We start from the raw sequence: 14,064 nt of genomic DNA on the forward strand, positions 1-14,064 counted from the left end.
GGAAGGACTTTGCACCTATCCTGCCTGTTTTCAAATATGAAACATTAAGGATACGCTATGGCCCGGACTTTTTCCACCAAAGGCTTGCTGGCCGCGGCACTGGGCGCCACGATCTCGCTGGGCGCTTGCGCCGCGGATGCGCCCAAGCTCAGCACCGCGGATTTCCAGGGCTGCGCCAAGCCGGTCTGGCCGAAGGAAGCACTGCGCAAGGAACAGACCGGCACCGTCACGCTGGCCTTCCTGATCGGCACCGACGGCAACGTCGCCGACGCCAAAATCACCCGCTCCAGCGGCTTCCCGCTGCTGGACGACGCGGCGGTGGCCGGCCTGCGCTCCTGCCGCTTCAAGCCCGGCATGGTGGACGGCAAGCCGGTCAGCGCCTGGCAGCAGATGCAGTATGTCTGGACGCTGGACGGCCCGTCCTCATTGAAGCCCGACCTGGCGGCGGTCAACCAGTACCGCGACGCCGCGCTGGCCGGCGATGCCGATGCGCTGTACCAATTGGCCAAGGCCTACAGCAATGGCGAAGCCAACCAGGCCGTCACGCTGGGCCAGTTCCGCACGGTGCTGGACCACAGCCTGCCGGAAGCACAGTACCTGCTGGGCTTGCGGCTGGCCATCGGCCACAGCGCGCCATCCAACCAGATCGAAGCGGCGGTCTGGTACCACAAGGCCGCCGAAGCCGGCCACGTGCGGGCACAGGTTGAAACGGGCTACCGCTACGAACGCGGCAATGGCGTCGCGCAAGACTACGCGCAGGCGATGGACTGGTATCTGAAGGCGGCCGGGCAAGGCGACCATCAGGCGGAAAACAATATCGGCCTGTTGCACGCCTACGGCCGTGGCGTGCCGCTCGACCGCGCCGTCGCGGCCGAGTGGTACCGCAAGGCGGCCGAAGGCGGCCATGCCTGGGGCCAGGCCAATCTGGGCATGTTCTACCTGTACGGCCGGGGCGTGGAGAAAGACCTGCCGCTGGCGCAGCAATGGCTGGAACGGGCGGCGGCCCAGCACAATCCCGCCGCCGAGCGCGATCTGTCCACGATGTACCTGCGCGGCGAAGGCGTGTTCCACAGCGACGAGGAAGGCGCCCTCTACCTGCGCCGGGCCGCGCAGGATGGCGACACCGCCTCGCAGATCCGCTGGGGCCTCGTGCTGACCTACGGCCTGCTCGGCGAGAAGGCCGATCCGGTCCAGGGCCTGGTCTTCCAGCGCATCGCCGCCAAGACCGGCAATGCCACCGCCCAGAACAACATCGGCTATGCCTTCGAGATCGGCAGCGGCGTGGCGCAGGACTATGCCGCCGCGCGCGACTGGTACACGCGCGCTGTCGCCCAGGGCAACGGCAATGCGCAGGCGGCGCTGGGCCACATGTACGAACAGGGCAAGGGCATGGCCAAGGACTTGAGCAAGGCAGCCTCGCTGTACCAGGCTTCCGCCGCGCAAAACAATCCGGACGGCCTGTATCGCCTGGCGACGCTGACCGAGGCCGGCCGCGCCGTGCCGCAAAGCGCGTCGGACGCGGTCGATCTGTACCGGCGCTCGGCCGAGCTGAATTTCCTGTCCGCCATGCGCCGCCTGGCCACCGCTTACGAAAAAGGCGAGCTGGGGCTCAAGCCGGATGCGGCGCAGGCCCAGCAGTGGCGGGAGAAGGCCGAGCAGCGGGCAGCCGCCCCGCGATTCGTCTTCCGCTAATCCGGGCGGCTCGGCTACACTGCCGTCTTGTACCGGACTAGGATCAAGTATGGAAAATTACGCCGAGCTGCTGGAAACCCTGGCGCAGCAGGAAAAGGAATTGCAATTCACCACCTTCACCAGCGACACCGCGCTGGCGCTGGGCTTGAAAGTGATCGAGCTGGCCAGGCAGCGCGACAAGAGCGTCACGGTCAACGTCACCGTCAACGGCAAGGTGCTGTTCCATCACGCGATGCAGGGCGCCACGCCGGACCAGGCCGACTGGATACGCCGCAAGAGCAATGTGGTGACGCGCTTCGGCCGCTGCTCCTTCCACATCGGCACCGATTATAAAAATCGCGGCGTGGTGTTCGAGGACGTGAAGTATCTGGACCCGAAGGAATACGCGCCGTACGGCGGTTCCTTCCCGGTCGTGGTCAAGAATGTCGGCCTGATCGGCACGGCCACCGTCTCCGGCCTGCGCCAGGCGGAAGACCATGCCATCGTGGTCGAGGCGCTGCGGGCCGTGCTGGCCTGATCAGTAATGCGGCGGCGGTTCGTGCGCCAAGGCGCCGCCGCCTCCGCTACCCTGGGCCTGGTCGCGCACATGCTGGACCAGCGCCGCGCACATCTGCTCCAGCTTGTCGATCTGCTGCTGTTGCTCGTAGACGCGCTGGTTCAGCGACTCCACGATGTACTCCTGGTGCGCCAGTTTGGTTTCAATATCGATGAAGCGGTCTTCGGTGGTGCTCACGGCATACTCCCTGCTGGAAAGCACGCATTCTACAGCCTCACTTGAGGTAGACCCCGCCGCAGACCACCATGTCGTCTTCCGGCACGCAATACATGGACTTCGGCTCGATCTGGCCGCTGGTCGGATTGGTGAACTTGTAGTCCTGCCAGAACGGCTGCTTTTTCTTCGCCAGCTCGACGCGCTCCTTGACGAAGGCCTTGCCGTCCACGTCCTTAATTTCCAGCAGGTTCTTGCCGATCATCTTGGCGTTGGCGCCGTGCGCGCGCACCACGCCGTCCAGGCCGTACACGGTCAGATACAGGTCGCGGTCAGTGAACTGGCCATCCTTCTTGTTGATCTCGGCGTAGGTTTTTTCCTTGCCGTTGGCCTTCAAAAACTTCAAGCCTTTGTTCACCATCGCCTCGGCTTCCGGCTTGGTGGCGAAGTCTGCGGCATGTGCCATCGGCAGCAGGGCGCAGGCGAAAACAAGAGACGCAATGAGTTGGGTACGCAAGAATCACCTCCGTCGGTATCGCGCCGGAACGGCACAAGCCGATGCTAGCACAAGGCCGGCCCGATTACGTCTTCGGTGTGGTTAATAGTTCCTTCATCCGTGCCAGCCGCTCTTTCGGCGTCATCACTTCGGACTCGGCCGGCACGGCGGTGCCGACGTCGAGCTCCATCTCCTTGATGAAGCGCGACGGATCGCAATGCACCTGTTCGCCCGCGCGCTTGCGCTTCTTGCACCAGGTGATCTGCAGCGTGCGCTGCGCGCGCGTGATGCCAACGTACATCAGGCGCCGCTCTTCCTGCACGCGGGCGGCGATGGTCTCGGCCGGCGCATCGGCGTCGCCCTTGTGCGGCAGGATGCCTTCCTCGACGCCGACCAGGAACACGTGCGGATACTCCAGCCCCTTCGACGCGTGCAGCGTCGACATGCGCACCGCGTCCGGGTCTTCGTCCTGGCCTTCGAGCATGGACATCAGCGCCACCATCTGCGTCAGCTCCAGCACGTTCTTTTCCTCGCCGTCGCGGTCCTTGCCGCCACGGCCGCGCTCCTTCAGCCAGTTGGTGAACTCCAGCACGTTCTGCCACTTGCCCTGGGCGGCGCGCTCGTCGAACATATCGTACAGATAGGATTCGTAGTTGATCGCTTCCAGCAGGTCGTCCAGCACCTGGGCCGCGTTGTCGCCGCTGCCGCTCGGGCCGGGCCGGCTGGCGCGCGCTTCGAGGTTGTTGATGAAGTTGCAGAAGTCGCGCAGCGGGCCCAGCTGCCGGTCGGTCAGCAGGGCTTCGATGCCGCCCTTGAACACCGCCTCGAACAGCGAGCACTGCCATTGACCGGAGAAGGTGCCCAGCGTTTCCATGGTCGACTGGCCGACGCCGCGCCGTGGCGTGGTGACGGCGCGGATAAAGGCCGGATCGTCGTCGGTGTTGGCCAGCAGGCGCAGGTAGCTGATGATGTCCTTGATCTCGGCCTTGTCGAAGAAGCTCTGGCCGCCGGAGATCGTGTACGGAATGCGCTCCTTGCGCAGCGACTGCTCGATGATGCGGGCCTGGTGGTTGCCGCGGTACAGAATGGCGTAGTCCGACCACTTGTTCTTGCGCTCGAAATGGTCGGCCGAAATCATGATCGCCACCTGCTCGGCTTCCTGGTCGTCGTTGGCCATGCCCAGCACCTTGATCGGCTCGCCGAGGCCGTGCTCGGACCACAGCGATTTCTCGAACAGCTTGGGGTTGTTGCCGATCACCGCGTTGGCCGCCTGCAGGATGCGGGTGGTGGAGCGGTAGTTCTGCTCCAGCTTGATCACCGCCAGGTCGGGGAAGTCGGTCTGCAGCGTCTTCAGGTTTTCCACCGACGCGCCGCGCCAGGCGTAGATCGCCTGGTCGTCGTCGCCCACGGCGGTGAACATCGGCTTCTTGCCGACGCCCGTCACCATCAGCTTGACCAGCTCGTACTGGCAGGTGTTGGTGTCCTGGTACTCGTCCATCAGCAGGTAGCGCAGGCGGCGCTGCCACTTGTCGCGGATCGGCTCGTTGTTGCGGAACAGTTCCACCGGCAGGCGGATCAGGTCGTCGAAGTCCACCGCCTGGTAGGCCGACAGCGTGGCCACGTAGCTGGCGTAGATGCGCGCCGATTGCGCCTCGTCCTCGTCCTTGGCCTTGTCCAGCGCGATCATCGGATCGACCAGGCCGTTCTTCCACAGCGAGATGTCGGTCTGGATGCGCCGCACCACCTGCTTGTCGGTGGTGATGGCCAGATCCTGGATCAGCGAGCCGCAATCGTCGGCGTCCATGATGGAGAAGCGGTCCTTGAGGCCGACGCCGTTGGCTTCCTGGCGCAGGATCTTCACGCCCAGCGAGTGGAAGGTCGACACCGTCAGCTGCTTGGCCTGGCGCGGTTGCTTGAGCAGCTTGGCGATACGCTCCTGCATCTCCAGCGCGGCCTTGTTGGTGAAGGTCAGCGCGGCGATGGTGCGCGGATCGTAGCCCCGGTCCTCGATCAGGTGGGCGATCTTCTGGGTGATCACGCGCGTCTTGCCCGAGCCCGCGCCGGCCAGCACCAGGCATGGGCCGTCCAGGTACATGACGGCCTCGCTTTGCGGGACATTAAGACCGAATTGGGGGGCTTTGGACATCGGGCGACGATCTGGCTAGGGAACAGCCAGTCATTGTACAGCCCCCGGCCGCTTAGAAGCCCGACAACACGATCTTGCCGATGGTGCGGCGGCCTTCCAGCGCCTCGTGCGCGCGGCGCAGGTTGGCGGCGCTGATCTTGCCGTAGACCTCGCCGAGCGTGGTTTTCAGCTTGCCGGCGTCGATCAGCGCTGCCACCTCATTGAGCAGCTTGTGCTGTTCGATCATGTCCGGCGTGCCGAACATCGAGCGGGTGAACATCATTTCCCACACCCAGGTCACGCTCTTGGCGAACAGCTTGTCCATGTCCAGCGGCGCGGTGTTGTGGACGATGCTGGCCACCTTGCCCTGCGGCGCCACCACCTGGGCGATGGCGTCGAAGTGCGGATCGGTGTCGCTCAGGCACAGCACGTAGTCGACGCCGGCGATCTCCAGCGCCAGCAGCTGCGCCGCCATGTCGCCGTTGTGGTCGATCACATGGTCGGCGCCCAGCTCGCGCACCCACTTGGCCGACTCGGGACGCGAGGCGGTGGCGATCACGGTCAGCCCGGCCAGCTGCTTGGCCAGCTGGATGGCGATCGAGCCGACGCCGCCGGCGCCGCCGATCACCAGCACGCGCTTGCCGGCGTCGGCGCCGTCGCGGCTGATCGCCAGGCGGTCGAACAGCGCTTCCCACGCGGTGATCGAGGTCAGCGGCAGGGCGGCGGCGTGGCTGAAGTCCAGGCTGGCCGGCTTGCGGCCGACGATGCGTTCATCGACCAGATGGAATTCGCTGTTGGCGCCGGGGCGGGTGATGCTGCCGGCGTAGTAGACGGTGTCGCCGACCTTGAACAGCGTCACGTCCGGGCCGACGGCGGTGACGGTGCCGGCGGCATCCCAGCCCAGCACGCGCGGGGCGGCGTCGCCCGCTTCGCCGGCGCGCACCTTGGTGTCGACCGGATTGACAGAAATGGCTTCGATCTTGACCAGCAGATCGTGGCCGCTGGCGGCAGGCACGGCGATTTCCACGTCTTGCAGGGCGGTGCTGGTGACGGCGATGGCTTTCATGGCGTTTCCTTGAAATAAGTTTGGATGGACGCAGTATGAATTGCCGCATTTGATTTGATAATTGGCATAATGATGAAATCATTCTTCATCAAAACAATCAAATGGCTCTGGACCTGACCGACGTGGCGCTATTCGTGCGGGTGTGCGCGACCCGCAACCTGTCCGCCGCCGGGCGCGAATTCGGCCTGTCGCCGGCCGCCTCCAGCACCCGCATGGCGCAGCTGGAAAAGCAGCTGGGCGCGCGCCTGCTGCACCGGACCACGCGCCAGATCACGCTGACGCAGGACGGCGAAGTCTTCCTCGAACGGGCGATGGCGCTGCTGGACGCGGCCGAGCAGGCGTCGGCGGCGGTCGGCCACGGCAACGCCCAGCCGCAGGGCTTGCTGCGGGTGGCGGCCTCGGTGACGTTCGGCCGGCTCTACCTGGTGCCGGAGGTGCCGCAGTTCCTGAAGGAGCATCCCGGCGTGCAGCTGGACTTGCGCCTGTCCGACAGCACGCACGACCTGGCGGCGGACGGCATCGACGTCGCCATCCGCATCGGCCCGCTGCGCGATTCGGCGCTGGTGGCGCGGCCGCTGGCGCCGAGCAAGCTGGTGTTGTGCGCCTCGCCCGACTACCTGCGCCAGCGCGGCGTGCCGCAGCAGCCGTCCGACCTGCTGCAGCACGAATGCCTGGTGCTGCAGGCGATGAACCCGTGGCGCTTGCGCGAGCGCGACGGCAGCGAGCTATTGGTGCGCGTGAGCGGCCGCTTCCGCAGCGACAACGGCGAGGCGCTGCGCGACGCCGCCATCGCCGGCCTGGGCATCGGCCTGTCGTCGACCTGGCTGGTGGCGGAACAGCTGCGCAGCGGCGCATTGGTGCGGGTGTTGCCGGGCTACCAGACCACCGATTCGGTGATTTCCGCCGTCTACCTGAACCGCCGTTTCCTGCCGCCCAAGAGCCAGGCCTTCATCGACTTCTTCAGCCGGCGCTTCGGGCCGGAACCGTACTGGGACGAGGACATCGCCTGAGCCGGCGCAGTCGTCTTTGTGACAGATGCGTTACCATGCGGGGATGAGGCGCGCGTGCGCCTGGCTTTGACATGGTTTTCCTATGAAATTCGAACATCTGATAGAAATCAACGACCCGCTCAACCCGCTGTTGGACGCGCTGAGCATCAAGCAACTGTGGAGCGGCCTGGTGCTGCGCGCCGAATCGCCCAAGCTGTTCGTGCCCCACCTGGACGAATGCACCATCACCGACCGCAGCGAAAACGGCTTCAGCCGCAGCCTGCGCTACGGCGAGCTGGTCATCGACGACCGCGTGGTGCTGGAACCGATGCGCCAGGTGCGCTACGAGGTGGCGGCGCAGCAGGACATCAGCCAGTCCAGCCTGACGATGACCATCGAAACGCCGACCGCCGACACGCTGTACGTGCGCTTCCAGTACGACGACGGCCACGATGCGGCGACCGACGCCGCCAACGCGATGTACGACGATTTCCGCCGCTCGGCCTACCAGGAATCGGATATCGACACCATCCGCGTGCTGCGCGACCTGGCGCAGCAGGGCCGGCTGGACGCGCTGCTGAACTGATTCAGACCGCCGCGGTGCGGCCCCACACCTGTTCCATGCGCAGCGGCGGCGCCTGCAGCGCGGCCACCTGGGCCGTGCCCAGCACTTCGCGGATGGCGTGCAGTTCGCCGCGCGTGTCGCGCTGCAGGAACAGCTCCAGCGGCGCACCGCGCGGACCGATCACCGACGTCACATGCGGCGTGGTCGATTGCAGCCCCCGGCGCGACACCACGCCGATCTCACCGTTGATCAAGCGCACCCAGGTGCCGATGGGGTAGATGCCCAGCTCGCGTATCAGCAGCGTCACCAGATTGCCGTCGATGGTGACGTTCGACTCCAGCAACAGATCGCGCAAGGCCGCGTGCGGCGCCAGCGTCTTGCGCCAGACGCGCTCGGCGACGCGGGCCGCGTAACGGTCGGCCAGCGCCAGCAGGCGCGCCAGCGGTGGAATCTGCGCGCCCGACTTGTGCAGCGGATAGCCGCTGCCGTCTTCGTTTTCATGGTGGTACAGGATGCAGTCCAGCCAGGCCTGGTCGCTGATGCCGGCCTGGCGCAGCAGCAGCACGCCTGCCTCGGGATGGGCCAGCAGCGCGGCGCGGTCGGCGGCGTTGGGTTCGGCGCGGCTGTCCTGCAGGCGCTGGTGTTGCGCCAGCATGGCGACATTCATGGTCAGCGCAGCCAGCGTCAGGCTCAGCGTATCTTCCGGCGACAGCTGCTTCGCCTTCGCCAGCACCTGCGCGATGACGGCGGTGTCGATGCTGTGGCGCACCGCGTACGGCGTGGCCGTTTGATTGTGCAGCAGGGTGGCGGTGGCGGCATCGACGTTGACGGCCACGGCGTCGGCGACCAGCAGGGCCACCTCTTCCAGGCGGCGGCGCAGATCGGGCGGCGCGGCGTGCGCGGCCAGCGATGGCAGCAGGGTCTGCAACGCCAGGCTGGCGGCGTTGAGCTTGCGCAGCGCCGAGTCCGGCTCCCTGGCCGCATCCTGCCCGCCGCTGTGATCCTCGAAGGAACCACGCTCCACCAGATAATCGATCTGATTGGCGCTGGCGATCATATGACCTTTGCGGACCAGCAGCGCGCCATTCTCACCGTACACATTCCACGGTATCAGCATGCCCAGTTTCAGATCGGCCGCCGTCACTTTACGTATCTTCATTGCCGTTGATAAAAAACTATCGAGCCAGCAGCATACGGGGTTTCGGTGAGAATGTGTGAGTTTGTTGTATTTTGAGCCTAGGGCCCGGGCGTGCAATCGACGCAGGCGCAATCGTGGGCCGGCGCGTTGGCCAGCTGGTGCGCCAGGTCGCGCAGCGCGGTGCGCACGCCTTCCTCCACCACCGGGTGGTAGAACGGCATGTCCAGCATGGCGCTGACGGTCAGCCCGGCCTGGCAAGCCCAGGACAGCAGGTGGCCGACGTGCTCGGCGCGCGGGCCGAGCATCTCGGCGCCCAGGAAGCGGCCGGTGTCGTACGCGGCGTACACGCGCAGCATGCCCTTGTTCTGCAACATCACGCGGCTGCGGCCCTGGTTTTCAAACGACACCTTGCCGACGGCGAAACGGCCGGCATGGGAGGCGCACAATTCCTCGTAGCTGGCGCCCAGCGTGGCGATCTGCGGTTCGGTGAAGGCGATGGTCAGCGGCGTGCGGCGCAGGCCGGCCTGCACGGCCGGGTGGCGCGCCGCGTTGTCGCCGGCGATGCGGCCCTGGTCGGCCGCTTCCGGCAATTGCGGGCGTTCGTTGTCGGCGTCGCCGGCGATGAAGATGGCGCTCCGGCCACACTGCATCGTCTGCTTGTCATACAACGGTATGCCCTGGTGGTCGCGCTCCAGCCCGGTGTTCTCCAGGCCCAGCTTGTGCACATTCGGGCGCCGTCCTATCGCCGACAGCAGGTAGCTGAAATGCTCGGTGCGGCGCTGGCCGCCGGCGTCCTCGCTGGTCACGTCCAGGCCGTCATCGCGCTGCACCACCTGCACTACCTTGGTCTTGAAGCGCACGTCGAGCTCGTCCGCCATGGCGCGGCGCGCCACGTCCAGCACCTCGGGATCGCTCAGCTGGGCGACGCTGCCGCCGCGGCCGAACACGGTCACGCGCACGCCCAGACGCGCCAGCGCCTGGCCCAGCTCCAGGCCGATGACGCCGGTGCCGGCCACGGCGATCGATTCCGGCAGGTCGTCCCAGTAAAACACCTCGTCGCTGGTGATCACGCGCGGGCCGGCCGCGCGCCACTCGTCCGGCACGATGGGCGTCGAGCCGGTGGCGATGACGAAGCGCCCGGCCTCGACCAGCGTGTGCTCGTCGATCTGCAATTGGGTCGCGCTGACGAAGCGCGCATGGCCATGGATCTTGTCCTCGGCCGGATAGCCGTTGACGCTGTCGACGACAAAGCCGACAAACCGGTCGCGCTCGCTGCGCACGCGCGCCATCACGGCCTTGCCGTCGATGCGCACTTCACCGGCATGCACGCCGAAGGCCGGCGCCGCCTGCAGCGCATGCGCCGCCTCGGCCGCTGCGATCAGCAGCTTGCTGGGCATGCAGCCGACACGGGCGCAGGTGGTGCCGTAGACGTGGGATTCGATCAGCAGCGTTTTTTTGCCGCCGGTGGTGGCGGCGCGGTAGGCGGTCATGCCGGCGGTGCCGGCGCCGATGACGGCGACTTCGGTGTGTAGCGTTTTCATGCGTAAAGTCTACACCGTTTGGCCGATGGGCATCGGCGGCGGGCAAATCCGGCGGCCGCGCACGATTGCTTGTAATCGAGTTTTACTTCAGAGCAAAAGAGTATTAGTATCTCTTATCGTTTCAAATTTTTATAAGTGCAGCTTATGGGAACACTGGACTATCGCGCACTCGCCGTGCTGGACGCCGTCGCCAGCCAGGGCAGCTTCGAAAAAGCCGCCCTGGCGCTGGGCATCAGCCAATCCGCCGTGTCCCAGCGCATCAAGGCGCTGGAGGACGCGGCCGGGCGCCTGCTGATCGTGCGCGGCCAGCCGGCCGTGCCGACCGGGCTGGGCCAGCGATTGGTGTCGCACCACCGCAACGTCAAGCTGATGGAGGCGGCGCTGGATATCGACCTCGGGCACAAGGTCAGCATGCCGGAAATCGCGCTGGCGGTCGACGCCGCCAGCCTGGCGACCTGGTTCCCCATGAGCTTGCAGCCCCTGCTGTCGCCGCCGCGCTGCCAGTTGAAGGTGCAGCTGGCCGACCAGCGCATGGCCCTGCATCTGGTGCAGGAGGGTAGCGTGTTCGGCAGCATCGCCGCCGCCCAGGAGCATCCCGACCCGCACGCCAACGGCCCGGACGTGACCCCGCTGGGCAAGCTGCGCTATGTGTGCGTGGCGACGCCGGCGTTTGCCGGCCACTGGTTTGGCGATGGTTTCTCGCTGGAGGCGGCGCGGCTGGCGCCGGCCGTGGTCAGCGACCAGGACATGATGGCCGGCTTCCTGCGCACGGTGCTGGACCTGAACGGCCCGTATCCGCACCACACCATGCCGCAGTCGGCCGCCGTGACCGAGTGCATCCACGGCAGCCTGGCCTACGGGCTGATGCCGCAGATCCAGGTGTCCAGCGCGCTGGCCAACGACCGCCTGGTCGACCTGGCGCCCGGACACTACGTCGACGTGGCGCTGAACTGGCACGCCTGGAACCTGGACACCCCGTTCACCCGCGCGCTGACCGAGCAGATCGTCGCCACCGCCAGGCGCTTCTTGCTTTAAACAGATTGGGGTCAAGTCTGACATTTGGACACGGACCCAGCCGTTATCGCTCTTGACTCATGAGCTCGTGTCCAAATGTCAGACTTGACCCCAAAGTTAAATATCCAGCGGATCGACTTCCAGCGACCACTTCACGCGGCTCTTCATTTCCCGCAGAGTGAGTAACCACTCCCTCAGAAACGCTTGCAGCATGGGCCTCGACGCCGACTCCACCAGCAACTGGGCGCGGTCGACGTTGTGCACTCGCGTCATGCTCATCGGAATCGGATCGTTGATCGTGATGCCCGGATGCTCGACGCAATCGCGGGCGATGGTCAGGAATTCGATGGCCGTGGCCAGCTCCGGCGCCTCGGCCCGCAGCAGCGCCTGGAACAGATAGGGCGGCAAGGCGGCCTGCTCGCGCTCCTCCAGCAGCGCCGACGCGAAGTGGTCGTAATCATGGTTCACCACCGCGCCGTACAGCGGATGCTGCGGATAGCGGGTCTGGATCAGCACCTCGCTGGCGCTGCCGCCTTCGGTGCGGGCGGCGCGGCCGGCGCGGCCCGCCACCTGCATCAATTGCGCGAACAGGCGCTCGCTGGCGCGGTAGTCCTGCGAAAACAGCGCCGTGTCCGGATTCAGAATGCCCACCAGCGTCAGCCTTTTAAAGTCATGCCCCTTGGCCACCATCTGCGTGCCGATCAGGATATCGACCTCGCCCCGGTGCACGGTATCGAAGGCCGCCTGCGCGCTACCCTTCTTGCGGGTGGAATCGGCGTCGATGCGCAACACCCGCGCTTCCGGGAACATCGCTTGCAAGCCCTCCTCCACGCGCTGCGTGCCGCGCCCCAGCGGTTGCAGGTCGACATTGCCGCAGGTGGGGCAATGGCGCGGGATACGCATCTCCAGGCTGCAATGGTGGCAGCGCAGCCGGTGCTCCGGGCGGTGCAGCACCATGAACGAGGTGCAGCGCGTGCATTCGCTGATCCAGCCGCAGGATTCGCAGCAGATCACCGGCGCATAACCGCGCCGGTTCAGGAACAGCAGCGACTGCTCGCCGCGCTCCATGCGCTGCCTGATCGCCGCGATTAAATGGGACGTCAGCCCGTCCTTGGGCTTGTCGCGCTCCATGTCCAGCAGCTTGACCTGCGGCAGCACCGCGTCCTTGACGGCGCGCTCGCGCAATTCCAGCTTGCGGTAGCGGCCCGACTGCGCGTGGTGCCAGCTCTCCAGCGACGGCGTGGCCGACCCCAGCACGATGGGGATGCCCAGCTGCCACGCCCGCCACACGGCCAGGTCGCGCGCCGAGTAGCGCAAGCCTTCCTGCTGCTTGTACGAAGGGTCATGCTCCTCGTCGATGACGATCAGCTTCAGGTTCGGCAGCGACGCCAGGATCGCCAGCCGCGTGCCCAGCACGATGCGCGCCTTGCCCTGGTGCGCCGCCAGCCAGTGCAGCATGCGCTCGCCTTCGGACAAGCTGCTGTGCAAGGTCGCCAGCATCACGCCCGGGAAGCGCGCGCGGATATTGCCCTCCAGCTGGGGCGTCAGATTAATTTCCGGCACCAGGATCAGGATCTGGGCGTCGGCGTCGCGCGCCAGCACCTGCGCGCAGGATTGCAGGTAGACCTCGGTCTTGCCGCTGCCGGTCACGCCGTACAGCAGCGTTGGCTTAAACCCTTGAGCGCCGCCGATGGCGTCCGCCGCCGCCTGCTGCGAGGGATTGAGCTGCGGCATGTTCAGTGGCGTGCCGTCGTGCGGCGTATCCAGCTTGGCCAGCTTCTTCAGCGCCCGGTCCAGCGCCACCGTGGTCAGCACGCGCAGATTCTTCGGCAAGCCCGGCAGCGCCACCTCGCCCAGCGGACGCTGGTAATAGTCGGCGGCAAAGCCGGCCAGCGCCAGCCACTGCGGCGACAGCGGCCCCAGCTGGCTGCGCACGGCCAGCGCATCCTTCAACTTATCCACCGGCACATCGGTCTCGGCCGCGACGCCGACGATCAGGCCCATCACCTCGCGGCGGCCGAACGGCACCAGCGCCAGCTGGCCGACCTGCGGCTGCTCTGCCGCGTCGCAATGCCAGCGGTAGTCGAAAATCGCGTTCAACGGCGTGTCGAGCGCAATCTGAAGAATGCAATGGTGGAAAAGGCCCTGCATAGATCCCGTCACAGTAGAAAATTCTTGCGGCAATTGGGCGCAAATACCGCCCCGACTGGGGCGCTTTGATGTATCCACAGTTTTTGTGGATAACTTTGTGGACAAAGGAATCTTAATCCCCGGAAAGCATAGACATCAAACTTGGTATCGTCGTAAACCGGGCAAAAATTCAAAATTATTTCTCTTTAAAATCAAACACTTGGAAAATGCTTCCTAGGAGAAGAAAAATTCGCGTTTTTTCTCCGCCGCTGTGCATAAGTGAAGTATTTAGGATGGTTTTTTTGGCGAAATCAAGCATTTTTTAGAACTTATCCACCGATATTGCAAAGCACAACACGGTACGTTCAGTGGACTGCAATACAGATACCTTATGTGTGAGGTTTGTCTGTTCGCAACTTCGTTATCACGGCCAAAACTTTGCCTAAAAATCGTGCAACGCAACATAAAGCTCAGGCAAAACAGCAACATTATGGCTAAGTCACGGTTTACTAAGTACTTTTATTTTTTATCCACAGTTTTTGTGGATAACTTTGTGGACAATGAGGAAATAAACTAGTTTCAGTCCCCCGTCAAGGTTT

12 protein-coding genes are annotated in these 14,064 nt (G+C 65.2%); 5 read left to right on the plus strand and 7 right to left on the minus strand.

Annotated elements, in window-relative coordinates; all coding sequences use genetic code 11:
* The first annotated feature begins 57 nt into the window (after positions 1-57).
* A complete protein-coding gene (locus DUGA2_RS05500; protein WP_070267768.1) occupies positions 58-1,692 on the plus strand; it encodes a TonB family protein in 1,635 nt (544 codons plus the stop codon).
* Between the two features lie 49 nt (positions 1,693-1,741).
* On the plus strand, positions 1,742-2,209 hold the full coding sequence (locus tag DUGA2_RS05505; protein WP_070267770.1) for a heme-degrading domain-containing protein: 468 nt from the start codon (positions 1,742-1,744) through the stop codon (positions 2,207-2,209).
* On the opposite strand, the gene DUGA2_RS05510 is transcribed toward DUGA2_RS05505, so the two are convergent.
* The 4 genes from DUGA2_RS05510 to DUGA2_RS05525 form a co-directional block, all read right to left on the minus strand.
* A complete protein-coding gene (locus tag DUGA2_RS05510) occupies positions 2,210-2,425 on the minus strand; it encodes a SlyX family protein (protein ID WP_070267772.1) in 216 nt (71 codons plus the stop codon).
* A gap of 37 nt (positions 2,426-2,462) precedes the next feature.
* The gene (locus tag DUGA2_RS05515) at positions 2,463-2,918 is read right to left on the minus strand and encodes a cache domain-containing protein (RefSeq protein WP_229212258.1); all 456 of its coding nucleotides are present in this window, start codon (positions 2,916-2,918) and stop codon (positions 2,463-2,465) included.
* A 64-nt stretch (positions 2,919-2,982) separates the two neighbouring features.
* The gene (locus tag DUGA2_RS05520; RefSeq protein ID WP_071658856.1) at positions 2,983-5,043 is read right to left on the minus strand and encodes a UvrD-helicase domain-containing protein; all 2,061 of its coding nucleotides are present in this window, start codon (positions 5,041-5,043) and stop codon (positions 2,983-2,985) included.
* Positions 5,044-5,095: 52 nt separating this feature from the next.
* Positions 5,096-6,088: a zinc-binding alcohol dehydrogenase family protein gene (locus DUGA2_RS05525; RefSeq protein ID WP_070267777.1), complete on the minus strand. Its 993-nt coding sequence runs from the start codon at positions 6,086-6,088 to the stop codon at positions 5,096-5,098.
* A 101-nt stretch (positions 6,089-6,189) separates the two neighbouring features.
* Between DUGA2_RS05525 and DUGA2_RS05530 the strand changes: the two genes are divergently transcribed.
* Positions 6,190-7,098: a LysR family transcriptional regulator gene (locus DUGA2_RS05530; protein WP_070267778.1), complete on the plus strand. Its 909-nt coding sequence runs from the start codon at positions 6,190-6,192 to the stop codon at positions 7,096-7,098.
* A gap of 82 nt (positions 7,099-7,180) precedes the next feature.
* Positions 7,181-7,663: an SRPBCC family protein gene (locus DUGA2_RS05535; protein ID WP_070267779.1), complete on the plus strand. Its 483-nt coding sequence runs from the start codon at positions 7,181-7,183 to the stop codon at positions 7,661-7,663.
* A 1-nt stretch (position 7,664) separates the two neighbouring features.
* On the opposite strand, the gene DUGA2_RS05540 is transcribed toward DUGA2_RS05535, so the two are convergent.
* Together DUGA2_RS05540 and DUGA2_RS05545 are read right to left on the minus strand one after the other, a co-directional pair.
* Positions 7,665-8,801 (minus strand): HD-GYP domain-containing protein, encoded by a 1,137-nt coding sequence (locus DUGA2_RS05540; RefSeq protein ID WP_070267781.1) that lies wholly within the window; start codon positions 8,799-8,801, stop codon positions 7,665-7,667.
* Positions 8,802-8,878: 77 nt separating this feature from the next.
* A complete protein-coding gene (locus DUGA2_RS05545) occupies positions 8,879-10,321 on the minus strand; it encodes a dihydrolipoyl dehydrogenase (RefSeq protein ID WP_070267783.1) in 1,443 nt (480 codons plus the stop codon).
* Between the two features lie 144 nt (positions 10,322-10,465).
* Between DUGA2_RS05545 and DUGA2_RS05550 the strand changes: the two genes are divergently transcribed.
* Positions 10,466-11,356, plus strand: coding sequence for an ArgP/LysG family DNA-binding transcriptional regulator (locus DUGA2_RS05550; RefSeq protein WP_070267784.1), 891 nt, complete (start codon positions 10,466-10,468; stop codon positions 11,354-11,356).
* A 96-nt stretch (positions 11,357-11,452) separates the two neighbouring features.
* On the opposite strand, the gene DUGA2_RS05555 is transcribed toward DUGA2_RS05550, so the two are convergent.
* Positions 11,453-13,486, minus strand: a complete 2,034-nt coding sequence (locus DUGA2_RS05555; protein ID WP_070267786.1) for a primosomal protein N' — start codon at positions 13,484-13,486, stop codon at positions 11,453-11,455.
* Between the last annotated feature and the right edge of the window lie 578 nt (positions 13,487-14,064).

The sequence above is a fragment of the Duganella sp. HH101 genome, assembly GCF_001758795.1.
Lineage (GTDB): Bacteria > Pseudomonadota > Gammaproteobacteria > Burkholderiales > Burkholderiaceae_D > Rugamonas > Rugamonas rivuli.